Annotated in this window: 20 protein-coding genes; 14 read left to right on the plus strand and 6 right to left on the minus strand. The window is 67.6% G+C overall.

Translation table 11 applies throughout. The features are described 5' to 3' along the window. Nucleotides 1-16: 16 nt before the first annotated feature. The 4 genes from AMYHA_RS13740 to AMYHA_RS13755 all read left to right on the plus strand — a co-directional run bounded on the left by AMYHA_RS13740 (nt 17) and on the right by AMYHA_RS13755 (nt 3,882). The gene (locus AMYHA_RS13740) at nt 17-1,600 is read left to right on the plus strand and encodes a matrixin family metalloprotease (protein ID WP_034271549.1); all 1,584 of its coding nucleotides are present in this window, start codon (nt 17-19) and stop codon (nt 1,598-1,600) included. Continuing rightward, nucleotides 1,600-1,854 (plus strand): hypothetical protein, encoded by a 255-nt coding sequence (locus AMYHA_RS13745; RefSeq protein WP_034271551.1) that lies wholly within the window; start codon nt 1,600-1,602, stop codon nt 1,852-1,854. The genes AMYHA_RS13740 and AMYHA_RS13745 overlap by 1 nt, the downstream gene beginning before the upstream one ends. Before the next feature lie 13 nt (nt 1,855-1,867). Beyond that, entirely contained in the window at nt 1,868-2,218 is a 351-nt protein-coding gene (locus AMYHA_RS13750; RefSeq protein WP_034271553.1) for a hypothetical protein, read from the plus strand. A gap of 212 nt (nt 2,219-2,430) precedes the next feature. Then, nucleotides 2,431-3,882 (plus strand): carboxyl transferase domain-containing protein, encoded by a 1,452-nt coding sequence (locus AMYHA_RS13755; protein WP_034271555.1) that lies wholly within the window; start codon nt 2,431-2,433, stop codon nt 3,880-3,882. 203 nt (nt 3,883-4,085) lie between these two features. Here AMYHA_RS13755 and AMYHA_RS13760 read toward each other — a convergent pair whose 3' ends face one another. Next, nucleotides 4,086-6,215: a YhgE/Pip domain-containing protein gene (locus AMYHA_RS13760; protein ID WP_034271557.1), complete on the minus strand. Its 2,130-nt coding sequence runs from the start codon at nt 6,213-6,215 to the stop codon at nt 4,086-4,088. After that, nucleotides 6,215-8,911, minus strand: a complete 2,697-nt coding sequence (locus AMYHA_RS13765; RefSeq protein ID WP_034271559.1) for an MMPL family transporter — start codon at nt 8,909-8,911, stop codon at nt 6,215-6,217. The genes AMYHA_RS13760 and AMYHA_RS13765 overlap by 1 nt, the downstream gene beginning before the upstream one ends. A gap of 125 nt (nt 8,912-9,036) precedes the next feature. On the opposite strand from AMYHA_RS13765, the gene AMYHA_RS13770 reads away from it, so the two are divergent. From AMYHA_RS13770 to AMYHA_RS13790, 5 genes are all read left to right on the plus strand, one after another. Then, nucleotides 9,037-9,696 carry a TetR/AcrR family transcriptional regulator gene (locus tag AMYHA_RS13770; RefSeq protein WP_034271561.1) on the plus strand — a complete coding sequence of 220 codons (660 nt, stop codon included), beginning with the start codon at nt 9,037-9,039 and terminating at the stop codon, nt 9,694-9,696. A gap of 142 nt (nt 9,697-9,838) precedes the next feature. Beyond that, complete coding sequence (locus AMYHA_RS13775) at nt 9,839-11,185, plus strand: flavin monoamine oxidase family protein (RefSeq protein WP_196776893.1); 1,347 nt, start codon at nt 9,839-9,841, stop codon at nt 11,183-11,185. 61 nt (nt 11,186-11,246) lie between these two features. Continuing rightward, the gene (locus AMYHA_RS13780; protein WP_196776894.1) at nt 11,247-11,984 is read left to right on the plus strand and encodes a YwaF family protein; all 738 of its coding nucleotides are present in this window, start codon (nt 11,247-11,249) and stop codon (nt 11,982-11,984) included. Between the two features lie 176 nt (nt 11,985-12,160). After that, nucleotides 12,161-12,724 (plus strand): hypothetical protein, encoded by a 564-nt coding sequence (locus AMYHA_RS13785; RefSeq protein WP_034271565.1) that lies wholly within the window; start codon nt 12,161-12,163, stop codon nt 12,722-12,724. 93 nt (nt 12,725-12,817) lie between these two features. Further along, on the plus strand, nt 12,818-14,203 hold the full coding sequence (locus AMYHA_RS13790; protein WP_051399887.1) for a PepSY-associated TM helix domain-containing protein: 1,386 nt from the start codon (nt 12,818-12,820) through the stop codon (nt 14,201-14,203). Nucleotides 14,204-14,326: 123 nt separating this feature from the next. Here the strand turns inward: AMYHA_RS13790 and AMYHA_RS13795 are convergent, their stop codons facing one another. Further along, nucleotides 14,327-15,763, minus strand: a complete 1,437-nt coding sequence (locus tag AMYHA_RS13795) for an MFS transporter (RefSeq protein WP_231104747.1) — start codon at nt 15,761-15,763, stop codon at nt 14,327-14,329. A 346-nt stretch (nt 15,764-16,109) separates the two neighbouring features. On the opposite strand from AMYHA_RS13795, the gene AMYHA_RS13800 reads away from it, so the two are divergent. Then, a complete protein-coding gene (locus tag AMYHA_RS13800; protein ID WP_169732935.1) occupies nt 16,110-17,558 on the plus strand; it encodes a cellulase family glycosylhydrolase in 1,449 nt (482 codons plus the stop codon). 25 nt (nt 17,559-17,583) lie between these two features. On the opposite strand, the gene AMYHA_RS13805 is transcribed toward AMYHA_RS13800, so the two are convergent. After that, nucleotides 17,584-18,351 (minus strand): alpha/beta fold hydrolase, encoded by a 768-nt coding sequence (locus tag AMYHA_RS13805; protein WP_034271569.1) that lies wholly within the window; start codon nt 18,349-18,351, stop codon nt 17,584-17,586. Between the two features lie 406 nt (nt 18,352-18,757). Between AMYHA_RS13805 and dnaK the strand changes: the two genes are divergently transcribed. Further along, nucleotides 18,758-20,632 (plus strand): molecular chaperone DnaK, encoded by a 1,875-nt coding sequence (dnaK, locus tag AMYHA_RS13810; protein WP_034271572.1) that lies wholly within the window; start codon nt 18,758-18,760, stop codon nt 20,630-20,632. Between the two features lie 38 nt (nt 20,633-20,670). Here the strand turns inward: dnaK and AMYHA_RS27415 are convergent, their stop codons facing one another. Continuing rightward, nucleotides 20,671-21,159 (minus strand): hypothetical protein, encoded by a 489-nt coding sequence (locus AMYHA_RS27415; RefSeq protein WP_034271574.1) that lies wholly within the window; start codon nt 21,157-21,159, stop codon nt 20,671-20,673. A gap of 240 nt (nt 21,160-21,399) precedes the next feature. Between AMYHA_RS27415 and surE the strand changes: the two genes are divergently transcribed. Further along, nucleotides 21,400-22,338, plus strand: coding sequence for a 5'/3'-nucleotidase SurE (surE, locus tag AMYHA_RS27420; RefSeq protein ID WP_051399889.1), 939 nt, complete (start codon nt 21,400-21,402; stop codon nt 22,336-22,338). Between the two features lie 82 nt (nt 22,339-22,420). Continuing rightward, nucleotides 22,421-23,311 (plus strand): LysR family transcriptional regulator, encoded by an 891-nt coding sequence (locus AMYHA_RS13825; protein WP_034271576.1) that lies wholly within the window; start codon nt 22,421-22,423, stop codon nt 23,309-23,311. Between the two features lie 21 nt (nt 23,312-23,332). On the opposite strand, the gene AMYHA_RS13830 is transcribed toward AMYHA_RS13825, so the two are convergent. Next, nucleotides 23,333-24,001 (minus strand): RraA family protein, encoded by a 669-nt coding sequence (locus AMYHA_RS13830; protein WP_034271578.1) that lies wholly within the window; start codon nt 23,999-24,001, stop codon nt 23,333-23,335. Between the two features lie 206 nt (nt 24,002-24,207). On the opposite strand from AMYHA_RS13830, the gene AMYHA_RS13835 reads away from it, so the two are divergent. Then, the gene (locus AMYHA_RS13835; RefSeq protein ID WP_169732936.1) at nt 24,208-25,632 is read left to right on the plus strand and encodes an aminotransferase-like domain-containing protein; all 1,425 of its coding nucleotides are present in this window, start codon (nt 24,208-24,210) and stop codon (nt 25,630-25,632) included. Nucleotides 25,633-25,703 lie beyond the last annotated feature (71 nt).

Genomic DNA, 25,703 nt, shown 5'->3' on the forward strand with positions numbered 1-25,703 from the left:
AGGCCAGGTCAGGCGCATGCGCCTCGATATCAACCCGCCGGGCGACACCGCGCGGACGGGACAGGTGGACTGGGAGCAGGACGAGCAGCGGCGGGTGCCCGATAGGCGGCAGACGGCACCTCGCCAACGCGTCATGGCGACGGTCGAGCTCGCGGACGCCGGACGGCGGCTCGCCTCCTGTCCGGTCGAGATTACGTTGCTGCACGTCCACCGCGCGGCGAAGACGTCCGCTCGCGATCTCGAACGCCGCTGGTCGCTGACCGCGGCGGAGCACACCCTGACCGACGTCCCGCTCGGTGACCATGTGGCGATCGTCCGGATCGAGAACCACCGGCCCTACGCCACGATGATCTCGGTTCGCGGCAGGCAGGAACACATCACGCTGCGGCCACCACTGATCCCCGTCGAGAGGGCCGAACAGTCCGACGAGCTGCTGCGGCCCGGCGAGAGTCATCCGTTCGTCGCGTCGGTGCGAACGTTCCTGCGCCACTTCGGTTACCTGTGGGAAGAGTGCGACTGCCTGCCCACCGAGATCTGTAGCCACGTGACGGGCGCGTTGCTGCGCTTCCAACGCGCCTTCGACCTCAGCGCCACCGGTGCGCTGAGCATAGACGTGCTGCGTCTGATGCACCTGCCGCGCTGCGCCGTCCCCGACATCACCACCGCCGACGAGAAACAGCCGGAGAATCGCGCCGTGGCGAGCGGATTCGGCGAAGCGGTGTCTGGACCCGGTGGGACATCGGAGGAGGACCCCATCGTCTTCAGCGCCAACCACTGGGACGACGTCGCGCTGACCTACCGGCAGCTCGACGGGACGTCCGATGTCATCAACGAGTGGTCAGAGATCCGGTCGGCGATGCAGGCCTGGGCTGATGTCAGCACGTTGAGCTTCACCCGCACCACCGGCGCACCGTCGCACCTGGAGTTCGACTTCCGCTCCCCGTCGGAGGATGACTACCCGTTCGACAAGGGCGGGTCGAAGGACTACAACACCTACGCTCGCGGGTTCTACCCCACCAACGGTCTCATCGAGTTCGACGACCACGAGGACTGGAGCGACCTCAGCATCGAAGCCACCGCGGCCCACGAGATCGGGCACGCGATCGGCTTGCGGCACTCGTCGGTCAAGAACTCGACAATGTATCCCTACTACCACGACAGCTGGGACACGCCGAAAGAAGTCGACATCCGAGGCGTGAAGAGTCTCTACGCACCCGTGGTGCGTCGCGACGGGCCGTTCATCGCCTACCCGCTGTGGGCGGTCAGCGTCACCGGGGGCACCGACACCGTCACCATCGATCTGGGACGGCCACGGAACTTCCTCGCCTGGGGCATCATCACCGTGCTGGACGCCCAGATCGACCTTGACCGCGACAACATGTGCTTCGTCGACGTGTTCGAGGTCGACGGAACGCGCACCGGGTGGCGAGCGGCAGGCGGCGACCACTTCGGCTCGCCGAGCTCGCCCGCGAACCCGCACCAGCCGACGTATACCGGTTACGGGCGCACGGTCATGTTCCGGCTCGTCGCCGGGCACGTCGCCGATCTTGAGATCGGTGGCTACGCGCTGGTGCTCGTCCTCGATGAAGGAGTCGACTGATGCCGTCCTACGTGCTTTACGACACCCGCGATGGTGCGGTCATCGGAGTACACAGCGAGGTCATCGCCGGTGAGCAGGACACAGCCACGCTCACCGACGAGGAGGTGCTCGCCGCCGCGATGCCGGAGAACCCCGACATCGACGTCGCCGTTCTCGAAGTTGCCGACCATCCTCGTCCCCGCAGGGGGTACCGGCTCGTTGTCGATCCTCACCTTCGTCAACTCATCGAGGTCGAAGCACCATCAGCCGAATGAACCGGAGCACGCCATGCAAGCATTCACAGTCAACCTGGCGTCGGCCAGCGGTGCTGGCGGCGAGACCGCCACCGTCAACCTCGGTTACCGGCGCACCTTCTACGCGTGGTGTCAGATCACGGTGATCGACTCTTTCAGCGACTTCGACCGCGACAACGCGGCCGCGATTGACATCGTGCGCGTCGATGGCGCCCTCACCCCGTGGCGCGCGGCGGGCGGCGACCACTTCGGCTCACCCGGCGACGTGTCCAACGTGCGCGAGGGCGCCATGAGCGGCGTCGGGCAGCGCATCACGTTCCGGCTCCGCGCGTTCCACAAGGCTGACCTTGCCGTGCTCGGCGTCGGTATGGTCCTCGTGCCCTGACCCGTCGCGCGTCAAAGCAGTAGCCGCTGCGACATTTTCCCTCCTCAAGCGCGGTTCTCGGTATTCGCGAGCCGAGTACGAGCCGCATGCTCGCTGAGTCGATACCGTACGTGTTGTCCGCTACGGTCGGCGCACTGTCACCTTGTGCGGCTCCTCGGTAGTCGGCACGCCACCCCGCCATTGCTCGAGTGGCTGACCAGGAAGGAGGCGTCGTGACCGACCGGATTGGCGCACACCGCCTGATCGAGCGCGTCGTCGACACCGACAGCTTCGAATCGTGGGACGCCCCCGTCGACGTCAGCGGCCACGACGCGGACTACGCGAGTGCGTTGCGGAAAGCAAGCGAGCGCGCTGGCACCGACGAAGCCGTCGTCACCGGATGCGCGACCATCGGCGGGCGCGACGTCGCACTCATCGTCAGCGAGTTCGAGTTCCTCGGCGGATCCATCGGTCGCGCCACCGCACGACGCATTGTCGCCGCGGTGAACCGCGCGACCGAACGGCGCCTTCCGCTGCTCGCAGCACCCCGCTCTGGCGGCACCCGGATGCAGGAGGGCACGCCCGCGTTCGTGCGGATGGTGAGCATCACCCGCGCGATCCTCGCTCACAAAGCCGCGGGCCTGCCCTACCTCGTCTATCTGCGCGACCCCACGACCGGTGGCGTGTTCGCCTCCTGGGGCTCGCTCGGCCACATCACCGTGGCCGAACCGGGCGCGCTGATCGGGTTCCTCGGTCCCCGCGTGTACGAAGCCCTGCACGGCACACCGTTTCCACCGGGTGTGCAGACCGCCGAGAACCTAGCGGACAACGGCATCATCGACGCCGTCGTCGCCATTGACGAACTCGCGGCGCTCGCGACCCGCGCACTCCGGCTTCTCACGTCGCCGGAATCCGGTGACACGACCGATCCTCCGCCATCGGCGTCATCGCCACGCGAGCACCTCGCTACCCCGTGGGACTCGGTGCGACGCACACGCCGCGACGACCGACCCGGGGTCACCGACCTGCTCCGCAACGCCACCGACGACGTCCTCCGCCTGCGCGGCACCGGCGCGGGCGACCGCGACGACGGACTCGTGCTCGCCCTGGCCTCCCTGCACGGCATCCACTGTGTCCTCATCGGACACGACCGCCACCACCAGCGACACACTCCCCTCGGTCCTGCTGCGATGCGACAAGCGCAACGGGGCATGCGGCTCGCCGAAGACCTCCGGCTCCCCCTGGTCGCGATCATCGACACCCCAGGCGCCGACCTCTCCCCCGCCGCTGAGGAAGGCGCACTCGCCGGAGAGATCGCACAGTGCGTCGCCACGATCACCGCGCTCACCGTCCCCACCGTCTCCGTGCTCCTGGGCCAAGGATGCGGCGGCGCGGCACTCGCGCTACTCCCCACCGACCGCGTCATCGCCGCCGAACACGCCTGGCTATCAGCCCTGCCCCTCGAGGGAGCCAGCGCGATCGTCCACCGCGACACCGACCACGCCGCTGAGATGGCCACCCGGCAACACATCACAGCGCCCGACCTTCTCGCCGAGGGCATCGTGCACCACATCGTCGCCGAACCACCGGACGCCGCTCGCGACGTCCGCGGCTTCACTCGCACCATCGTCGCAGCCTGCGCCAAGCAGATCCGCGAGCTCCGCACGATACCGAGTGGATCTTGAGGCGATGTGGCTGCTATGACGACCACAACGTCTCATGATCCACATTGACCGTCGTGCCTTCACGTCTGTGCTTCTTGTGGTTGTGTGGTGATTGGCACGGTCAGCGACCACTGTGCCATTCGGCGCTCTATGGGTTATGTCATAGTAAATCTTTAGGAGATGAAGCTCCTGACGTCACACTGACGCGCTGGGTGGCGGACGGACTATGTGGCCGCGGGCAGGAACGATCCGCTGCGCAGCTGCTTGCCGGTCAGGAACCGGCGTCGGTCGGTGACGACGATGGTGGCGAGGGTACCGATGGCAAGCCACACCGCAAGTTGGATGACACCGGTGGTCACGCCGCCGGCCCCGGTCACGATCGCGCGCAGCGCGAGCACGGCACCGTGCGTCGGCAGCACACCGGAGATCGCGTACAGCGGACCGGGGATGGTCGATACGACCCCGGTGGCAGCGGTCAACACAAGCACCGCCAGCGACGCCAGCCGTCCCGGCCGCTTGAAGATGGCGGTTGCCGCCTGGTTGAGCGCGACGAACGCACACGCGGCCAGCAGCGTCACGCCGAGGAACGCCAGCCATCGGCCGAGCCCGAGGTCGAGGAACGGCACGAGGACGAGGCTCAGCCCCAGTGCCGCCAGCACCGCGGCTGTCGCGCCGGGCATCGCGGCACGGACGATGATCCGCCAGGTCGGCTCGCGCGAGGTGAGCACCGCCGAGGGCACGGCGCGAGTGATCAGATAGGTCGCCAGCGCACCGGCCCACAGCGCCAGCGCCACGAACAACGCGATGGCCGACCGACCGATGTCGATCCCGGACCCGTGCGCGGTCGACGGGGTCGCCGCGACCGTTTTCAGGTGGTCTCGTTCGTCGTCGGTGTAGGTGGGGATCTCGTCCTTGCCGCCGGCGAGACCGGCCGCCAGCTCTTCGGCTCCATTGTGGAGCTCGCCGGCACCGTCGCGAACCTTGCCCGTACCGTCACGGAGCTCGCTGGCACCGCCGCTGAGTTCATCGGCGCCGTTACTGAGTTCGCCGGTGCCCTCGGCGAGCCTGCTCGACCCATCAGCCAGCTCGTGTGCTCCGTCGTTGACTCGCTGCACGCCGTCGTCCAGTCTGCGAGCACCCTGCGCCGCGTCGGCGATGCCCGCCACGAGCTCATCGGCGGAGTCCGCGAGCCTGGCGTTGCCGTCGGCGACCTTGCGGGCGCCTTCGGCGAGCGCGGTGACCGAGTCCCGGGTCTCGACCACCGACTGCCGGACGGACTCCCGCACGGAGTCGATCTTCTCGGCTTCGGTCGCGAACCGGTCGGCCGCGTCGCGGAGCCGATCGCAGAACCCGGTCTCACCGTCGGATTCGCACTCGTCGGCCAGTCGCTGGAACTCCTCAGCGGCCGACGTGGCCGACGGAAGGGCGTCGATGGCCGTGATGATCCGGTTAGCCAGCGGAACCACGACATCGGCGATCCGTTCGTTGCCCTTGGCGACCTGCCGCGCGCCTTCGGCGAGGCGCCGGGTGAGCTCGGGCAGCCGAGCGGTGTCCCGCTCAGCCTGGGTCAGCCCGCTCGACAGCTCGGCCGAGCCGTCAGCGAGCCGTGTCGTGCCGTCCGCGAGCTCCGCCGCACCCGCCGCGAGCTCGCGGGCCCCCTCGTCCAGCTCGTCGGCACCGGTAGACAGTTCGTCTGCCCCCGTGGCGAGCTTGTCGGCACCATCAGCCAGCTCCCGCGTGCCCGCGAAGAGCTCACCAGCACCATCGGCCAGCTCACCAGCACCATCGGCCGCTTCGGCGATCTTGTCGTGGATCGTGCCGAACGCGATGTAGATGTTGCCGAGGTAGGTCTCGACCACCTGCTTGTTCAGCGTCCGCTGGGTGGCTTCGGCGACCTGCCTGCTTGCTTCAGGGTCGATCACACCGGCTGCCGCCGAGGTCCGCACCGTGACCTCGGCCTGGGTCGCCTCGAGTGGTTCGGCGGTCGCGACCGAGGTCGCGCGTGCCGAGAAGTTCTCCGGGATGGTCACGGCGGCGGTGTAGGAACCGTCGGCGAGTCCGGCTTCCGCGTCGTCGGCGCTGGTGAGCACCCACTGGTACGCGGAGTCCGCACGGTGGGTGAGGTGTGCGGCCAGTTCCCTGCCCAGCGGGACCAGCTGGCCGTCGACGGTGACCGGCTCATCGAGGTTGACGACCGCGGCCGTCGCGGTCCCGTGGTCGGCCTGCGGCGACCAGTACGCCCAGCTGAGCAGGGCGACGATGAGCGCGGGGACGACGACGAGCCCTGTCCAGGTCCGCCACGTCAGAGGTCCGGACGCGGTGGCACGGGCGGTGTTGGCGAACGGCTTCAACATCAGCTGGCCTCGAGTAGTTGCGGTGTCAGGGCAAGAGTGGTCACGCCGGACGACGGAAGCAGGTCCTGGATCCGAGCCGGGTCCTGGCAGGTGAGCACGACTGTGGCGCGCTCGGTGCGGGTCGCGTAGTCGAGCAGCCGGCACAGCTCGGCGCGCTGCCCGGGGTGCAGCACGAGGTCGGCATCATCGATGAGGATCAGCTCGATCCCGTCGTCCACGGCGGTGGCGGCCTCCGCTGCCGGGCTGGTGCTCTCCGTGCTGGAGATGACCGCGACCTGGCTCCGCAGCGCGTGTGTGTGCTGCGGCAGAACGTGGCCGAGCACCTTCAGATCACCGTTCAGTCGCGGCACGCGCCCGGCGATGCTGAACAGCAAGGCACTCTTGCCAACGGTTCCGGGGCCATGCAGCACGAGCGTCTCGCCGGTTCGCAGATGAATCTCCACATCCCGGTACACGGTGTGGTCCCGGTCGTCGGTCAGCGTCAGGTTCGCCGCACTGACGACCTCGGTGGAGTCCGGCGACGGCCAGTCAGCCAGCCGCAGCTCGCGCATCAGGGCGTCGCCCTCCGCGTCGAAGACCGGCAGCCTGCGGTCGAGCTTGGGCGACAACCCCCATGCCCGGTGACCGAGCATCGCGAGGATCGCGGGTACCAGTGTCATTCGCACGAGGAACGCGTCGACGAACACGCCGACGGCGAGGCTGAACGCGATCGGTTTGATCGTCGAGCTGCCTTCGGGCACGAACGCCGCGAACACGGCGAACATGATCAGCGCCGCCGCGACGACCACCCGGGATGTCGCGACGAACCCGGTCTCGATGGCGCGGTGCGGGTCCCCGCCATGCACGTAGTCCTCCCGGATCCGGGAAACCAGGAACACCTCGTAGTCCATCGCGAGGCCGAACAGCACCCCCATCAGGATGATCGGCAGGAAACTGATCACGCTGCCGGTGCGGGTGATGTCCAAGGCGTCGGCGAAATGTCCCTGCTGGAACACGAACGACGTGGCGCCGAACGCCGCACCGACCGACAGCAGGTATCCCGCGGTGGCCTTGATCGGCACCCAGATCGAGCGGAACACCATCGCCAGCAGCACCAGCGACAGCCCGATGACGAGAATGCCGAACGGGACGAGCGCGTCACCGAGCTGCGCCGAGACGTCGATGCCTGCCGCGGTGATGCCGGTGACGGCCGTGGCTGTTCCGTAGGTTTCGAGGAAGTGTGGTGCTGTGGCACGCAGTGTGGCGACCAGTTCCTCGGTCCCCGGCGAGTCCGGTGCCGTCGTGGGCACGACCTGGATCACCGACACCTCACCCTTCCGGTTGGGCGTGGCCACCGGTACCAGCGCCACACCCTCGATGTCCCGGATCTCGTCGGCGATCTCGTTCGTGACACCGACCGGGTCGTTGCTGTCGAGCACGTCAACGGTCACGAGCAGCGGGCCGTTGTAACCGGGCCCGAACCGCTCGGTGATCACGTCGTAGGTGTCGCGGGCTGGGTTGCCCTGTGGTTCGGTTCCGTTGTCGGGCAGTGCGAGCCGCAGGTCGGTGGCGGGTATGGCGGCTACGGCCAGCCCGGCCACGACGATCACCACGGTCAGTGCCGGGATCCGGGTGACGATGCGAATCCAGCGCCTGCTGAATCCGGCGCGTTCCCGGCCAGCACGGCGCCGGCGCTTGGGCCGCATCCGGTCCCCCGCGAACGCCAGCGAAGCGGGAATCAGCGTGACCGCGACAATGACGGCGACCGTCACCGCGGCCGCCGCGGCGACACCCATGGTGGTCAGGAACGGGATACCGGCAACAGCCAGCCCGAGCAGGGCGATCACCACCGTCAGCCCGGCGAAGATCACCGCGGATCCCGCTGTCGCCGTAGCCCGCGCGATTGATTCCTCGACGCCGATCCCGTCGGCGAGCTGGTCGCGGTGCCGTGCGAGCAGGAACAGCGCATAGTCGATGCCGACGGCAAGCCCGAGCATCACCGCGAGCATCGGTGCCGTGGACGAGATCGGAACCAGGATCGTCGCGAGCATGATCAGGCCGATCGAGACGCCGACCCCGATGACCGCGGTCAGCAGCGGCATGCCCGCGGCCAGGAATGACCGGAACACCACGAGCAGCACGACCAGTGCGATGCCAAGGCCCGCGGCCTCCACAATGGAGAGCCCGGGCACCCGGTCGGAGAGCGCGTCGCCGCCCGCGTACACCTCCACGCCGCCACCGATCGCGCGTTCGTAGTCCTCGGCGATGCTGGTGATGCCCGCCTTGGTCTCCTCAGAGACGTTGAGCAGGTCCACCTCGAGCAGCACCGAGACCATGGCGGCACGGTGGTCGGACGACAGCGCGCCGGTGACATCGTCGCTGAACGGGTTGAGCACCATGACGACCTGGTCGAGACGCTCAAGCTCGGTCACCGCGTCGGCGGTCGCCGACGTGATCGCGGGAGTCTCGACGCGCTCGCCCTCAGGGACGACCACGACCAGCTGCGCCGACGTCCCACTCACCTCGGGAAAGACTCGGTCCAGGTAGTCGAGTGCCTGTTGTGACTCGGAGCCGGGAATCTCGAAGCTGTCGTCCGTGCCGTGGTTGAACAGCGCGGCACCACCGCCAGCGGCGGTGAGCAGCACGATCCAGCTGAGCAGTACGAGCACCCTGTGCCTGGCGGCCGACCGGCCGAGCCGGTAGAGGAACGACGACACGTATCGGCTCCTTGTCGATCCCTGATGGCAAAGTCGATACAGTCTGTATCGCGATACATCGTGTATTCAATACACTGTGTACCGAATCACTCGGCGAACGACCGGTATGACAAGCTGAGGCCGCGATGACGGACGACACCAACAGTCAGCAACCAGCGACCCGACGACGTGCGGTGACCCGGCGACGACTTCTCGACGCCGCCCTGGAGGTGTTCACCGAGCACGGCATCCGCGACACGCCAGTGGAGCTGATCTGCGACCGTGCCGGGTTCACCCGCGGCGCGTTCTACTCCAATTTCGACAGCAAGGAGGACCTCTTCCTCGCGGTCCTCGAGGAGCAGGTCCAGTTCCGGCTCGAGCAGCTCGAGCAGTCCGTGAACGAGGCACTCGCCACGTTCGGTCCCGAACGGCCAGACAGCGTGCTCAACGCCGTCGTGCGAGCGAGCATGCCGTTCTCGGACCAGCTGGCCGTCGACGAGAACTGGTACCTGCTCAACGCCGAGTTCCGGGCACAAGCGCTACGCCAGCCAGAGCTGCGCGCGCAGACCGAGCGGGTGCAGCAGCGCCTGATCGACGATCTGGCGAACGTACTGACGAACATGCTCGGCCGCATCGGAATGCGGCTGCTGGTCCAGCCGAGGGACGCCGCGCTGGTCGTCATCTCGCTGTATGACGCCGCCATCGAGCGCGGCCTCTTCGAGGGCGGCAGCGGACCCGCCGACCGGCTCGTCACCGAGATCCTGCCGCTGATGACATCGGCGCTGATGGAGCCCGTAGCCAACTAGCCGCGCCGCCGCCGATGAGCAAGTCAGTCGGTGACGTCGTTGCCACACGCGTCGTTTTGCGAATTCGTCTCGCCTTCCCTTGACTGCGCGCACGCTAGGCGTATTGCATACACCTTGTATGTGAGATCCGAGGTGCATGAGATTGGCCGATGTCGTTGTCGTAGGAGCAGGTGTCGCGGGGCTGGCGGCGGCCCGCACGCTCGTGGCAGCTGGAAAGAACGTCGTGGTCGTTGAGGCCAGGGACCGAGTGGGCGGCCGCCTGCTCAACGCCGGGATACCGGGCACCGACCAGATCGTGGAGGTCGGCGGCCAGTGGGTGGGCCCTGGCCAGGATCGGGTGCTCGGTCTGCTCGCCGAGCTCGGTATGAGCACCTACCCGACCCACGACACCGGCACCCGTCTGGCCGAGCTCGGCGGGCGCACGCTGCACTACCAAGGCCGCGTGCCCCGGCTGAACCCGCTGGTGCTGGCCGACATCGGACAGGCACAGGCACGACTGGACAGGGCTGCGCGCCGGGTGCCGCTCGCCGCACCGTGGCGGGCGCCCGGCGCGGCGCGGCTGGACGGGCAGACGTTCGCCACCTGGCTGCGCAGGCACACCTACACCGCCGCAGGCCGCGCGTTCTTCCGGCTCATCACCGAAGCCGTCTGGTGCGTCGACCCCGAGGAGATGTCCGCGCTCTGGGCGCACTTCTACATCCACTCCGGGGCTGGTGTCGACTCACTCATCAACACCACTGGTGGCGCGCAGCAGGACAGGGTCGTCGGCGGTGCTCAGGGCATTGCCGAGGTCATGGCCGCCGAGCTCGGTAACCGGCTAGTACTCGGCACGCCGGTGTCGCGGATCAGCTGGAACACCGACAGCGTGTCCGTCCGCGCGGGCAGGCGGCAGTGGCGCGCGAAGCACGTCGTTGTGGCCGTGCCTCCCCCGCTGGCTTCGCGGATCCAGTTCGAGCCGGGACTGCCGGCCGAACGTGCCCAGTTGCTACAACGCATGCCGATGGGCTGGACGATCAAGGTCAACGCGGTCTACGACGAGCCGTTCTGGCGCGCCGACGGCATGTCCGGGCAGGCCAACAGCGACCGGCGAACGTTGGGCACCGTGTTCGACGGCGGCCCACCCGACGGCAGTCCCGCCGTACTGGTCGGCTTCCTCGAAGGCCGCCACGCCCAGGTCGCCGCCCGGATGGATCCCGAGAAGCGCCGCGAGGCCGTCCTCGACGACCTGGCCGGCTACTTCGGCCCCCGTGCCCGCAGCCCCGTCCACTACATCGAACAGGACTGGGCCGCCGAGGACTACACCCGCGGCTGCTATGGCGCCTTCGCCACGCCGATGACCCTGACCCGCTTCGGCCGCTGGCTACGCACACCCGTCGGCACGCTGCACTGGGCCGGGACCGAGACCGCCACCCGCTGGGCGGGTTATATCGACGGTGCCGTCGAGTCAGGCCAGCGCGCCGCCGCCGACATCCTGGCAACCTCGTCGTGACCACTCCTCACGGAGTGGCGCGTCCGCGTACGGCGTGCGATCCGACGTTAGAGTCCGAGGTGTGGCACTGGTCGCAACCGAGCGGGAATTCAGCGCCTATGGCCTGTCGCACTGGCTGGTGCTGGTGGTGTTCGCGGCTGGTGCGGCGCTGGTGGTCTACGTAGGCCGCAGGCATCGCAGCACAGCGCACGCACGGCGCTTCAGCCGGATGTTCGCGGTGACGATCTTCGCTCTCACGCTCGCGGACCTGCTCTACGAGATGTTTCCGGCGAGCATCGAACGCTCCGTGCCACTGCACCTGTCCGACCTCGTACCGCTGGTCGCCGCCTACGCGCTGTTCTTCCACCGCCAGTGGGCCTACGCGCTCACCTACTACTGGGGGCTGGTGCTCAGTACCCAGGCATTGATCTCACCGGCGTTGACCGGTCCTGACTTCCCGCACGTCAACTTCTTGTTCTTCTGGGGAAGCCACCTGCTGGTCATCTGGGCCGCGCTCTACCTCACCTGGGGCCGTGGCATGCGCACCGACTGGCGGAGTTACCGGACCACGCTCGCGGTCACAGCGGCCTGGGCCGCGGTAGCGATGACCTTCAACTTCACGATGGACACCAACTACGGCTTCCTCAATCGCAAATCCGACACGGTGTCCGCGCTGGACCTCCTTGGCCCATGGCCCTGGTACCTGCTGGCGGTCGCCGCCCTGCTGGCCGCGGTGTGGGCCCTGCTGACCTTGCTGACTGGGTGGTACGACGCTCGTGCGTCCGATCGTGCCGGTCCCTGTCGGGTAGGCCCCCCTTGAGCGCGTGTTCAGTCCTCGCCCGTCACCCCTACCGCTGCGCGTCAGCTCCGGCTTCCGACCGGATTCCCTGACCCGTCTCCGGGTGCGACTGGCTCGCGCTACAGTTTAGCCGAAACACCACTTTCGGAAAGCCGAAATGTGACGTGGAAGATGGCACCACACGGCAGGGAGTGCCGATGACACCGGAGCGAGCACCAGCGCGCTCGCTACGCTCGATCAGCGGTGTCGGCTGCGCCGTGTTCACTGGAACGCTCGGCCACGTCGCGGCCGGTGGGCACTGGTCGTCGGCGGGGGTCGCATTCGCCGCCGTGCTGCTTGTCGGTCCTACTTGGTTGCTGTGCGGCCGGGAGCAACGTTTCCCACGGATCGCGGCACTGTTGCTGCTTGGCCAGTTGGTGACGCACGAGTCGTTCTTGCTGGTTGGTGCTGCCACACGTCATGCCGCGCATCACCACGCCGCCTCGGTGGGCGAGCACGTGCCGATGCTAGCCGGTCACTTGGCAGCCGCGGCCGCGGTCGGGTGGTGGCTGCGCCTCGGTGAACGCCGGGTGTGGCGCGCGGCCCGCACCGCCGTCACGGTGGTCCGCCGGTGCCTGCTGCGTCTCCTGTCCGTCCTGCTGGGCATCCTCATAGGCGGTGTCGTCGACCCGCATCACGCGACACCACATCCCCCGCCGGTGCGCCGTCGCCGGCTTTCCCGCCAGCCGATCTTGCGGCGTGGCCCACCCGTCGTGGCCTGACTCCCCGCAGCGCCCGAACCACCGACATCGCCACCGCGCGGTGCCGGTACTCGTGCGCGTTCCCGTATTCCTTCCCTGCTTTCTGGAGTTTCCATGACCACGACCGATACAACCGACGCGCCACCACCAAGCACCCCCGAGGCCACATCCGGCACGACGAGCCTGCGCCCGACCGCGGCGCTGTGGCAGCTCGCGCGACGGGTTCATTTCCTCGCGGGACTACTTGTGGCGCCGTTTCTCACCGTGCTTGCCCTGACCGGGATGATCTATGCGTTCACCCCGCAGATCAACGACCTGCTGTACGGTGATGTGCTCTACGTCGACGAGCAAGCCGAGTCGTCCCGCCCGCTGTCTGAGCAGGTCGACGCCGCCGTCAACGAGCATCCCGACGCCAAGCTGAGTTCGGTGATCGTTCCCGAAGACCCTGAGCGGACCACCCAGGTGGTACTGACCGGCTTGCCTGGACTCGAGGACACGGGCAGCCGGTTCTCGTCGGAGTCGATGACCGTCTACGTCGACCCCTACACCGGCGAGGTCGCCGGCGAACTCGTCACGGTGAACAACCGGCCGCCCGCCCAGGTGTGGCTGCGGGAGTTGCACGGCAACCTGAATCTGGGTGATCCGGGCAGGCTGTACTCGGAGTTCGTCGCCAGCTGGCTGCCGATCCTGGTCCTGGGTGGCCTTGTGCTGTGGCTGCGCGGGCGACGCAAGCGAACGGGGCTGCGCGGGGTCGTGCTGCCGACCGGCTCGGGCTCCGGCCGCGCCGGTGTCCGGTCCTGGCACGGCGCGCTGGGCGTGTGGCTGACCGTGGGGCTGCTCGCGATCAGCGTCACGGGGCTGACCTGGTCGAACTACGCCGGTGAACGGGTCGACGCCGTGGTGACCGCGCTGGACGGCAAGCGGCCCCGGCTGCCTGCTCCCGACGTCACGGCGGCAGCGGGGGCGCCGGTCTCGATCGACAGGGCGGTGGCGATCGCGCGGTCGGAGGGGCTCACGGGTGAACTCACCATCCAGCCGCCATCCGAGACCACCGCGCCGTACGAGGTCGACGAAAGCTCCGACGGGCTGCCGATCAGGGCGACCAGCATCGCGATCGACCCCTACGAGGAGAAGATCACCGCACGGCAGGGGTGGGAAGACTACCCACTGCCCGCGAAGCTGACCACCCTGGGGATTCAGGCACACAGCGGCACCCTGCTCGGCCTCGCCAACCAGATCGCGATGGCAACCCTCGCCCTGGGCGCACTCGTCATGCTGGTGCTCGGCTACCGGATGTGGTGGCTGCGCCGACCTACGACCCGCACCGCCGCTCCGATCCCGGCCCGCCTGCTGCGCAGGCTGCCGATGCGAGTGCTGGTGCCGCTGGTCGTGGTAACCGTCGCACTGGGCTGGGCCATGCCGGTCTTCGGCGTCACCCTCGCCGGATTCGTGCTAGCCGATACCGCCTACCAGGCCGTGCGGCGGACATCAGCGGTGTGAGCACGCCCAGTCTCACCAGCGCGGTCTGACAACGACGGCGGCGGGCTCCGCAGGCGGCGATCCTCCGAGCCCGCCGCCGTCAGTCGGTATCGCACGGCGCTCTCTTAACCCGATGGCGATCGGTCAGCGTGGGACCGGTTCCGGCTCGGCGGTGGCGTTGACCGTGCGGTGGCGCCGACCGGTGTAGGCCGCGATGGCGCCGCACAACAACGCGAGGATCGCCACGGCGGTGAGGATGTCGGTCGTCGACGTCACGATGAAGGACAGCACGAGTGGCCCGGTGAGTCCACCGATCCGGTTGAACAGCGACACCGTCCCGGTGGCACGACCGCGCCTGGCGGGGTCGGCGAGGTCAGCGGCAATCGGCAGGAAGATCGCCGCCATGGTGTTGACCGCGAACAGCGTCGCCGCCAACACCGCGGCGGACAACCAGACGAGTGTGTCCGCCAGCCCGGACGCGGTCAGCACGAGCAACACGGTCGCGGTTCCCGCTGCCATCAGCACGGCCAACGGAATGGGGCCGAGTCGGCGATAGGTGAGCGCCACCACGACCGCGCACGGCACCATCGCCAGCGCGACGACGGTCAGGAGCGTGTTGGCTGTAGTCGTGGCAAGACCACCCGCCCGCGCGATCGTGGGCACCCACGACGTCAACCCGAATGTCAACACACCGACCATCGCCGCGTAGAGCCATTGCAGGCGCGTGGTGAACGTCGTGCGTGCCAGCCGCCGCGGCGGATCGTCGATGGTTCGCGTGTTGGCCGGCGCACGATGCGGGATGACGATGGCGACCACCGTGAGCAGCAGTCCCGTTGGCGCGCCGACGAGCCACAGCACCCGCCAGCCGTAGGACGGTTCCAGCCACAACGCCGACCCGGACGCGACAAGATAACCCACCGCCGTGGCGACGACCGACAGGGCCGTGACCGTCGAGCCCCGCGCGCCACCGGGAAACAAGTCGGTCAAGATCGTGATCAGCAGTGGGGCGAGCCCACCGACCGCGATCCCCATGAGGAAACACATCACCACATTGCCGAGAAACGTCGGCATACTGGCACACAAGCTGGTCGCGGTGAACCCGAGCGCCGCGATCAGGTAGGAGGCACGCCGCCCGATCCGATCAGCGAGGCGGCTGAACGCCACCGCCCCGAGCGCCGTGCCGCTCAGCCCCGCTACCGCGAGCATCGAGGCACCCGTCGGCCCGAGCCCGTACTCGGCGCTCATGCCGGGGATCACGAAACCGAGTGTCGAGGTCTTGCTGACATCGATGGTCAGCGCGGTTGTAGCCACGACCGCGACCACCCAACGGCTCCGGGTGCCGGTCACGGCCACGGCGGCGACGTCACGCGGTGCGCCCCGCAGCAGCGCACCCGCCACGGCAACCAGGATGCCCGCCCCGGCGAGATACATCTCCGGCATCTCGGCCATCGGCATACCCCGCAGCACCAGGCCGTCCGCCTCGAACGCCCGCACGCCCCCGACGATCGAACTCGCGACCGCGATGACGACGCCTGCCGTCATGACATGCTGATAGCGCGCTCCGGCAGGCCACACGGTCACGGATGCCATCCTCTCGTCGTGACGAGGTTCCCGCGGAATCACACCACCGGACCGTCGACGGAAGCTCGAACGTGATCAACCAACACGTGTGACGGTAGGAGCGCACGTGACCCTCACCAATAGCTACACGCGTGACGAGCAAGACATAAGAGCCATGATCACCCGGCCGGTGCATCCGCAGCGACAATCTCGAGGAGTCGGCCAAAGTCGTTGATGTGCCCTGGAATACTGTCTGAAACATGTTCTAGCATGGTGCCTTCCACTCGCCCGCGAACCAACGGACCCGCCGCCGGTCGATCAGAAACGTGAGGTCGCCATGTCACCGTTCACGATCAGAAGCCGGCGCGTGTTCCCGCTGCTCTGGCTGGTGCTGCTCGCGGTGGGGCTGATGCCCGCGCCTCCCGCACAGGCCACCGATCAGGATCCGCCGCAGCTGCGCCGCGACGGCCGCTGGCTGGTTGACCAGTACGGCCGGGCGGTCCTGGTGCATGGGATGAACCTGGTCTTCAAGCACGACCCGTACGTGCCACCGAACGAGCCCGCTGGGTTCACCGCCGATGATGCCCAATGGCTGCACGACCACGGGTTCAACGGCGCACGGATCGGCACATTATGGGCAGGCGTCACCCCCGACCGTCCCGGCGTCGCCGACGAGACATACCTCGCCGCGTGGCAACGCGTGATCGACCAGCTTGCCGAGCACGAAATCTGGATGCAGTACGACTTCCACCAGGACCAGTGGCACGAGACTTACGGGGGCGGCGGCGTGCCGGACTGGGCGGTCAAGCGGCCCTTGCCGTACCGGCTGCTGCCGCCGGTAACCGCCCCGTTCCCGCTCGGCTACTGGACACCCGAGGTATCGACGGTGTTCGACAATTTCTGGGCCAACAAGCACCAGTTGCTCGACGGCTGGGCCGCCGCATGGCAGATCGTCGCGCAGCGCTGGCGTGACCAGCCCTACTCCATGGGTTACGACCTGCTCAATGAGCCGTGGGCGGGAAAGGAGTGGCCGGACTGCCTTCTCACCGGCTGCCAAGACAGCTATCCCCGCGAGCTGCAGCCCGCGATGGAACACGCCCTACGGGCGATTCGCCAGGCCGATCCCGGCAACATCGTCTACTTCGAACCGCAGCAGTTCGCAGGCGGGCGCGAGGTGCCGACCAACTACGGCCCGGTTTCCGGCGAGGACCAGCTCGGCTACTCCTGGCACAACTACTGTCCCCAGGTGTTCTTCGAATCCCAGGGCATTCCCGGTACCGACGTGAGCAAGTGCCAGGAGTTCAGCGAGGAACGCACCCGAGACGCCCTCGACCAGGGTGAACGGATGCACGCCACCGGCGTGATGTCGGAGTTCGGCGCCACCGACAACATCGAAGCCCTCGAGATCGACACGGCCGTGGCCGATCGTTATTTCACCAGCTGGATGCATTGGTCGTACAAGAACTGGGACGACCCCACCACCGCCGATACGGCCCAGGGCATGTTCACCGACGACGCCGATCTGAGCACGGTCAAACAGCGGAAGCTACGCACGCTGGTCCGCACCTACCCGCAAGCCACCGCGGGCATACCGAAGGATCTGTCTTTCGACCCGGACACCGGCGACTTCCGCTTCGTCTACCAGCCACGCGACCTCGCCGTGCCGAGCGTGGTCTTCGTCAGCCCGCTGCACTACCCCGACGGCTACACCGTCGACGTGGCCGGCGGGCACGTCACCGGACCCGCCCGCGACAACCGCATCCGCGTTGCCGCGACCGGCACCGGCCCGGTCACCGTCACCATCCGCCGACGCTGAGACCCCTTCGGGGCCCCTCCTACCGCTACTTGGAGAGGCTCGGATCCATTTCTCGCGCGATCCGGTCAACGAGTGGCAGCAACGCCGCCGGGTCCTCGACGTGGGCGTTGTGGCCGAGCCCGGGCAAGGTCATGGCGTCCGAGCGCAGCTCGTGCAGGTGCTCGGGTGGTCCCATGGGGTCGTGCTCCCCCGCGGCCAGGATCACCGGTGCCCTGGCGGCGGCGAGCAGACCAGGCATGTCCGGGGCACCGACGGCGAACGCCGCCAGATCGAGCGCGAGGGTCCACCCTTCGTCGGTCGGTACGACGCCGGCGTCGGCGGCAGGCGCGTCAGCGGGCACCAGGCCCGCGAGACCAGCCACCTTCAGCGCACGGTCAACGGCGTCCCGGCGTCCGTCGTAGACCCGATTCGGCCGGGCCGCCACCTCGGCGGCCTTGGCCAGCTCGGCGTCGGTCCACCGCACCTTGATACCCAGCCCGCACACGCCAGATACCCGTACCCCAAACCAGCCACTGGCCAGGGCAAGGCCGATCGCGCCTCCCAGCGAATGACCCAGCACCGCTACCGGGCGCTCGCGCCCGATCTCCGCCGCGACGGCCGCCGCGAGGCCGCCGATGGAATAGTTGGCCGCGGGCGTGGATTCGCCGTGTCCTGGCAGGTCGGGTGCCAGCCACCGCCAGCCGTCGAGCTGGTCGAGCAGCCCATCCCAGACCCGACCGGTCGCGCCGAGCCCGTGCAGCAACAACAGGGAAGCGCCTGTGGGGTCACCACCGACGCGCATCGAGATACTCATGCGTCCTGATCTTGCCGGACTCGGTACATCAGATCCATCGGTTCTCAGTACTCCATACCAGCACCGGCTGACGCCGCTTGCGTTCAGATTCCAGGCTCAACAGCCGTCGCCAACTCTAATTAATCTAAGTAGGCGGATTGACACAATCTACAGTCGCTACTATAAAAATAATAGGAGGTATGACCTGGTGGCCGGTGAGGCGCGCCGGGAGTAGTTCCCGTGGTGAACCAGTGAAGGAGGTGAGGTGATGACAACCGCGCGGCTCGCGATTACTACGCGTGCCTGAGCCGCCTGGTCGTCGGGGCCGACCCCACGTTGACCGAATCCGAACCGGGACCGGATCCGAACCGGCCAGAATGACGCGGCAGCACGCACAACGAGAGCGAGAAGGGAGGCTTTCGCGGTCATGTCTCGGGTAGTCGGAATCGACCTTGGCACGACCAACTCGGTCGTGTCGGCGCTGGAGGGCGGCGAACCGACCGTGATCGCCAACGCGGAGGGTTCGCGTACCACGCCTTCGGTGGTGGCGTTCGCGAAGAACGGCGAGTTGCTGGTCGGGCAGCCCGCGAAGAACCAGGCGGTGACCAACGTCGACCGCACCATCCGCTCGGTCAAGCGGCACATGGGCACCGACTGGAAAGCCGAGATCGACGGCAAGAACTACACGCCGCAGGAGATCAGCGCCCGGGTGTTGCAGAAGCTCAAGCGCGACGCGGAGACCTACCTCGGTGAGGAAGTCACCGACGCGGTCATCACCGTGCCCGCGTACTTCGAGGACGCCCAGCGGCAGGCCACCAAGGAAGCGGGCCAGATCGCCGGCCTCAACGTGCTGCGGATCATCAACGAGCCGACCTCAGCCGCGCTGGCTTATGGCCTCGACAAGGGTGAGAAGGAGCAGACCATCCTGGTCTTCGACCTCGGTGGCGGCACCTTCGACGTCTCGCTGCTCGACGTGAGCGAAGGCCTGGTCGAGGTGCGTGCGACCAGCGGTGACAACCACCTCGGTGGTGACGACTGGGACCAGCGCATCGTCGACTGGCTGGTCGACAAGTTCAAGGCCTCGCAGGGCATCGACCTGACCAAGGACCGGATGGCGCTGCAGCGCATCAAGGAAGCCGCCGAGAAGGCCAAGATCGAGCTGTCCAGCTCGTCGACCGCCAACATCAACCTGCCCTACATCACGGTCGACGCGGACAAGAACCCACTCTTCCTCGACGAGACGCTCTCGCGCGCCGAGTTCCAGCGGATCACGCAGGACCTGCTCGACCGCACCAAGGCGCCGTTCCACAACGTCATCAAGGACGCTGGCATCTCCGTCAGCGACATCGACCACGTCGTGCTCGTCGGTGGCTCCACCCGGATGCCAGCCGTCGTCGACCTGGTCAAGGAGCTGACCGGCGGCCAGGAGCCGAACAAGGGCGTCAACCCGGACGAGGTCGTCGCCGTCGGCGCCGGGCTGCAGGCCGGTGTGCTCAAGGGCGAGGTCAAGGACGTCCTGCTGCTCGACGTCACCCCGCTGTCGCTGGGTATCGAGACCAAGGGCGGCGTGTTCACCAAGCTCATCGAGCGCAACACCACGATCCCGACCAACCGCTCCGAGGTCTTCTCCACGGCGGACGACAACCAGCCGTCGGTGCAGATCCAGGTGTTCCAGGGTGAGCGCGAGATCGCGGCGCACAACAAGAAGCTGGGCAGCTTCGAGCTGACCGGCATCCCGCCAGCACCGCGTGGCGTGCCGCAGATCGAGGTCGGCTTCGACATCGACGCCAACGGCATCGTGCACGTGACCGCGAAGGACCTCGGCACGGGCAAGGAGCAGAGCATCAAGATCACCGGTGGTTCCGCACTGCCACAGGAAGACATCGACCGGATGGTCAAGGATGCCGAGGCCCACGCCGAGGAAGACCGCAAGCGGCGCGAAGAGGCCGAAACCCGCAATGCGGCCGAGAGCCTGGTGCACCAAACCGAGCGGCAGCTGCGGGAACTCGGCGACAAGCTCGACGAGCAGACCCGCGGCCAGATCCACACCGCGGTCGATGAGGTCAACCAGGCACTCAAGGGCAGCGATGTCGCGGCCATCAGCAGCGCCACCGAGCGGCTGCGGAACCAGGCGCAGCAGCTCGGCCAGTCGCTCTACACCCAGCAGGCCGCGGCGGCAGGCGGGTCGGCCGAGTCCGGTGCCGCCGGTGATCCCCAGGCCCAGCAGGGCCAGGAAGACGTGGTCGACGCCGAGGTGGTGGACGAGGACACCGACCAACGTGGTGCTACCGGCCGGGGGTGACCGGAGGTCGTAACCGGGTCTTGCGAGTCAGTGGCCGCTCATCCCGCGTCGAGGATGTCGGCGTGGGATGAGCGGCGTCCCGCGCGGTAGAGGCGGATGAGCCCGTACCGGATGCCGAGCACCTGACCGGCCATCAGCCCGGCGAGTACGGCGAGGCTCGTGGCGGCGCCGGTGGGTCCATGGACCCAGATGTCAACGATCCGATTCCGGAACACCGCGAGCAGCAGATAGCTCACGAGTATGATCGCGCCGATCGCGTCGATCTTGCCGACCACCCTGCGTGCGAACGAATCCCAGTGCAGCCGGGTCATCCTGCTGGCGAGCGCGCCAACCGCGACACCTACCAGCAGCCCGACCAGCGCGAACCAGATGGCGACACCGCCGATCCTGATCGTACCCACCCCAGCGCCGACCAGCGCGATCGCGAAGACCACGACATACAGCCGGACTCTGAATCGGATCGAGCGGCTGACATGGCGCCGGATGGCTTCGCGGCGGCTGGACCGGTGCGAGGCGTCGCGGGTCATGACACAAGAGTCGCATCCTCCGCGTCTGCGGCGTACTACCCAAGCGCGCGTGTAACCAGAAAGCAGGACGACGGCTGTTGCCGCCTGCCTCGTCGAATGGCGCCACCGGCACTTGCCAAACAGGGCACGCGACTCATACCAATCCGGCATCTCGGCAGTCCTATCCGGACTTGGACATGGTTCGGCTCCAGACGGTCCGATGGACGAGGACGACACCACCTCGCCATAGGGAGAGCCATCATGACCTCACGCGTGACAACCGGCACGTCCGTGCTGGCCACACTCATGCTGCTCACGACCAGCATGCTGACCGGTGCCACCGCGACCGCTGAACAGACCACGTCAGAATATTCCGGCGCCAAGTCGCTGGACATCCTGCTCACCAACGACGACGGTTACGACGCGAGAACGCTTGGCGCGCTGCGACACACGCTCGGCGCGGCAGGGCACCAGGTCACCGTCGTCGCGCCGTGTGACGACCTTTCGGGCAGCGGCACGAAGCAGGCCAGCAACTACGTGCGCGGCGAGCCGTCACGGGAGAACACCATCACGGCGACACAGCCATCACCAGGCGTCTGGGCGGTATGCGGCTCACCGAGCGACGCGGTGCTGTTCGGCGTGCAGAACGTGTTCACCTCCGGCCCGCCCGACCTGGTGGTCTCCGGTGTCAATCCCGGCCAGAACGCCGGAGCCGTCACCAACCACTCCGGCACGGTCGGGGCTACCGTCATGGCTGGTGAACTGGGAATTCCAGCGATCTCGGTCAGCGTCGAGATCGATGTCACGACCAATCCCCCACAGGTTGGCTCGGTGCGTGCCGCGGCGAGCTATACCGCTCGGTTGATCGAGCGGTTGCAGCTGACCGCCGGGCGCGAGTCGCTGTTGCCTAAGCACGTGACGCTGAACGTCAACTATCCGGTCGAGTCCGAGGTTGAGGGCACACGGATCACGACGACCGGCCGGTCGGCTTTCGTCCGCCCCCGTTTCGAGCGCACCGATCTGTGTGCTTCCTGCTACCTGGTTCAGCCGCAGCTGGACCTTGACCGGGATCCGGTCAGGGGATCCGACAACAACGCCCTCGCCGACGGCTACATCTCGGTGACCCCACTCAACGGGGACTGGACCGCATCCAGCGAGACCCGCTCCACCCTCCGGATGCGACTGGCGTACCTGCGCTGAGTGTCCTGGCGGCGGAGCGACGCGGGGCATACCCAATTGGTATAGATCCACTCATCGGCGTGGTGCGGGCTATCGTCCTTGCATGACGCTTCAGCAGCTCCGGTACTTGGTCGCCGTCGCCGACTACGGGTCCATCACCGCCGCGGCCGCTGGGACGTATGTCGCACAGCCGGCGCTCTCCCGCGCGATGCGCGCACTCGAGCGGGAGCTGAACGTCGACCTGTTCCGTCGCAGCGGCCGCGGGATCACGCTCACCGCCGAGGGGCGCCGCATGGTGCGCCTCGCGCGCGCCGCGCTCGAGGTCATCGATTCGATGCCAGGAGGCACTCATGGGGCACCAGTGCGCACAGCGGCGAAGCTGCGCATCGTCTCCACTCCGACGCTGGCCATCGATCTCGTCGGTGAGCTGATTCCCGCCTTCACTCGCTACAACCCCAACGTCGATGTCGAGGTGATCCGCCGTGAAGCACGAGAAGCCTTAGTGGCGGCACTGCGCACCGGCACCGCGGAGATCGGCCTCGTCGATTTGCCGGTCGATGAGGAACTCATGACGCATAGTCTGCGGGACCGCGAAGTCGTTCTCGCCTCGCCGCCCGGCACCGACCTGCCAGATCCGGTGCCGGTCGAGCGGCTCGACGGGCTGCCCATGGTGGTGCCGGCGCGCGGCGAGGGACGGCGGCGGGAGCTGGAAGAGATGTTCACCGTGACGGGTGTGCGTCCTACCTTCGCGGTGGAAACCGACGAGCGCGTCGCCTGGGTGGCCAGCGTCCTCGACGGCACGGCGTCGCTGATCTGGTATCGCGACATCGCGGCCCGTACATTCGGATCACGCGCCACGATCCGGTCCTTCGCTCCGCGGCTGAGCCGGACGCTGGGAATCGTGCATCCGCGACGTCCGCTGGCGCGTGCGGCGCAAGCGTTCATCAACGTCGCCGTGGGTTCGCGCGGACCGTCAACGCACTCGTACACCTAGTGTTCTGACAGTGCGGCCGTCCTAGATCGCCCCGCGCACCGCGCGCAAATGATCCCGAAAGGTGTACGTGGGATCGGATCGCCGTCGTGCGGCGAAATCCGCGTACTGAAGCTGCGCGCGAAGCGACTGGCCCGTGCGAATACGCTCCGCCTGACGTGCTTCCGTCGCCATGATCTCTCGTGCCGTCTCGAGTACTTTCTCCCTCGTCTCCGCCGCCACGAGCACCACCCCGTCGGAGTCCGCCACGACCAGATCCGTCTCGTCGACCCGATACGCATCGAACAGCACTTCGGACCCGCTGAGTTGGCCGGTGTGGGTCGTGCCCGTCGCTATCGCGCCGAGGCTCCAGACCGGCAGACCGATCTCGCGCAACTGGTCAGTGTCACGATGACTTCCCCACACGACCATCCCAGCCAGTTCGCACACCGTCGCCTCCGCGGCGATGAGGTCACCGAGGCACGCTCGATCCGTGCGGCCGCCGTCATCGACAACCAAGACCTCGCCGGGACGGGCTCGCTCGAAAGCGTCGAGGAAGACATCGACGCCATCAACATGCTTCACCGGTAAGGCTGTACCCACCACGACGTGACCGGGCAAGACTGGTGTCAGGCCAGCCGGACCGGCCCGCAATGGCACCGAAAGCCGATCACACGCATCGGCGACGGCCGCCGAGGTCACCAGGTGAGTCATCACGCCCTACCTTCTTTCTTGTGCCGGCCGGGAGCAGCCACCACTGCCCGGAGAGATCCTGTGCCGCGATCGTTGGGGCCACGCTACGAAGCGACGAACAACCAATCATCACGTATTGGCCGTATCCGCGGGGAGCGCAGCAGTACCGACGCCGAGCACGGCGACGGCCCTTTCCGACATATCGCGCCTGCGCCATGCTCAGCCTGGTGACGACCAATCGGAATGTGTTGGCGCTATCGGCCGGTGAGGTGACTCGCACCATCAGCGGCTGGCAGGACGGCGACGGGTCCCTGGCCGAGCGGCTGGCCAACGCGATGTCGGCCGCCATCTGTCGAGGAGAACTCGCCGCGGGGTGGCGACTCCCGCCCGAACGCGACCTGGCCGCGGCCCTCGCCGTTGGCCGCAACACCGTGGCCGAGGCGTACCGACGACTGCGGGCCAGATCGATGGTCGGGAGACGGCAGGGAAGCGGCACCTGGATCGAGCCCGCGTTCGCCAGTGGCTCGCCTCGCGAACAGGTCGTCGGGGCCGGCGGTCACAAGCTGAAGTCGCTCGACGTCGGCGGCGATGGCCACCGGATCGACCTGGCGGCCGCGTTGTCCAAGGCGCCACCGGCCCTGGAAACGATGCTGGCGGCTGGCACCCCATCGGATCTGCTCCACCACACCGGCTACTGGCCGCTGGGATACCCGCCACTCCGCACGGCCGTCGCCGCGCTGTTTTGTCGGCGCGGACTACCGACGAGCGAGGATAACGTGCTCATCACCTCGGGCGCCCGGCAAGCGATCGCGCTCGCGGCGTTCGAACTCTGCCGACCCGGCGATCTGGTGGCGCTGGAGGACCCCACATTTCCCGGCGCCATTGACGCCTTCCGCCGGGTCAACGCGCGGATCTCGCCCATCTCGATGGACACTGCCTTGAGTGTCGGTTCCTATGCGGAAGCCCTTCAGGCAGCTCCGGTGCGAGCCCTCTACGTCATGAGCACGGTGCACAACCCGACCGGCCGGACACTCTCGCGCGACCAACGCCTGGACATCGTTCGGGCCGCTCGCCAGCACGATGTGCTGCTCATTGAGGACGAGACACTCGCCGAGCTGACCTACGACAGTGCACCACCGCCGCTGGCCACGCTGGCCCCGCCACAGTCCGTCATCACGATAGGTTCGCTCAGCAAGGTCTATTGGGGAGGTTTGCGAGTCGGTTGGATTCGCGCCGCACCACCCTTCATCGACAGGCTGGAACGACTCAAAGCGATTGTCGATCTGTCCAGTTCCGCACCGAGCCAGCAGATCGCTGTCGAACTCCTGAAACAGCACGACGAGTTGCGTGCGCAGCGGGTCAGCGAACTGCGGTCACGGTCCACGCTGCTGCTGGACCTGCTCGCTGAGCACCTGGGAGAGTGGCGTGTCAGCGAGCCACGTGGGGGCCTGTTCGTATGGGCCCGGCTTCCTCACGGCAGCGCGACGGAGCTGGCCGTGCGGGCGTCCCAGAACGGAGTCTCCGTCCTCCATGGCCCGGCCACCTCGCCCATCGGTCGTTTCGACGACCACGTCCGGATTTCCTTCGTCAACGAACCCGACACGCTGATCGAAGCGATCTCACGGCTAGCGCGGGCCTGGCGCGGTCTATGATCACCGACCCTGCTGGTAGTACCACGAACATCGGGCAAACCAGACACGGTTGTGGGCCTACCAGCAGGGTC

The organism is Haloechinothrix halophila YIM 93223 (genome assembly GCF_000504245.1).
GTDB classification, from domain to species: Bacteria; Actinomycetota; Actinomycetes; order Mycobacteriales; family Pseudonocardiaceae; genus Haloechinothrix_A; species Haloechinothrix_A halophila.

Coding starts and splice junctions, on each gene's coding strand:
- AMYHA_RS13740 (WP_034271549.1), top strand. CDS start 17: ATGCGCCTCGATATCAACCCGCCGGGCGACACCGCGCGGACGGGACAG.
- AMYHA_RS13745 (WP_034271551.1), top strand. CDS start 1,600: ATGCCGTCCTACGTGCTTTACGACACCCGCGATGGTGCGGTCATCGGA.
- AMYHA_RS13750 (WP_034271553.1), top strand. CDS start 1,868: ATGCAAGCATTCACAGTCAACCTGGCGTCGGCCAGCGGTGCTGGCGGC.
- AMYHA_RS13760 (WP_034271557.1), bottom strand. CDS start 6,215: ATGTTGAAGCCGTTCGCCAACACCGCCCGTGCCACCGCGTCCGGACCT.
- AMYHA_RS13770 (WP_034271561.1), top strand. CDS start 9,037: ATGACGGACGACACCAACAGTCAGCAACCAGCGACCCGACGACGTGCG.
- AMYHA_RS13785 (WP_034271565.1), top strand. CDS start 12,161: ATGACACCGGAGCGAGCACCAGCGCGCTCGCTACGCTCGATCAGCGGT.
- AMYHA_RS13790 (WP_051399887.1), top strand. CDS start 12,818: ATGACCACGACCGATACAACCGACGCGCCACCACCAAGCACCCCCGAG.
- AMYHA_RS13805 (WP_034271569.1), bottom strand. CDS start 18,351: ATGAGTATCTCGATGCGCGTCGGTGGTGACCCCACAGGCGCTTCCCTG.
- dnaK (WP_034271572.1), top strand. CDS start 18,758: ATGTCTCGGGTAGTCGGAATCGACCTTGGCACGACCAACTCGGTCGTG.
- AMYHA_RS27415 (WP_034271574.1), bottom strand. CDS start 21,159: ATGACCCGCGACGCCTCGCACCGGTCCAGCCGCCGCGAAGCCATCCGG.
- surE (WP_051399889.1), top strand. CDS start 21,400: ATGACCTCACGCGTGACAACCGGCACGTCCGTGCTGGCCACACTCATG.
- AMYHA_RS13825 (WP_034271576.1), top strand. CDS start 22,421: ATGACGCTTCAGCAGCTCCGGTACTTGGTCGCCGTCGCCGACTACGGG.
- AMYHA_RS13830 (WP_034271578.1), bottom strand. CDS start 24,001: ATGACTCACCTGGTGACCTCGGCGGCCGTCGCCGATGCGTGTGATCGG.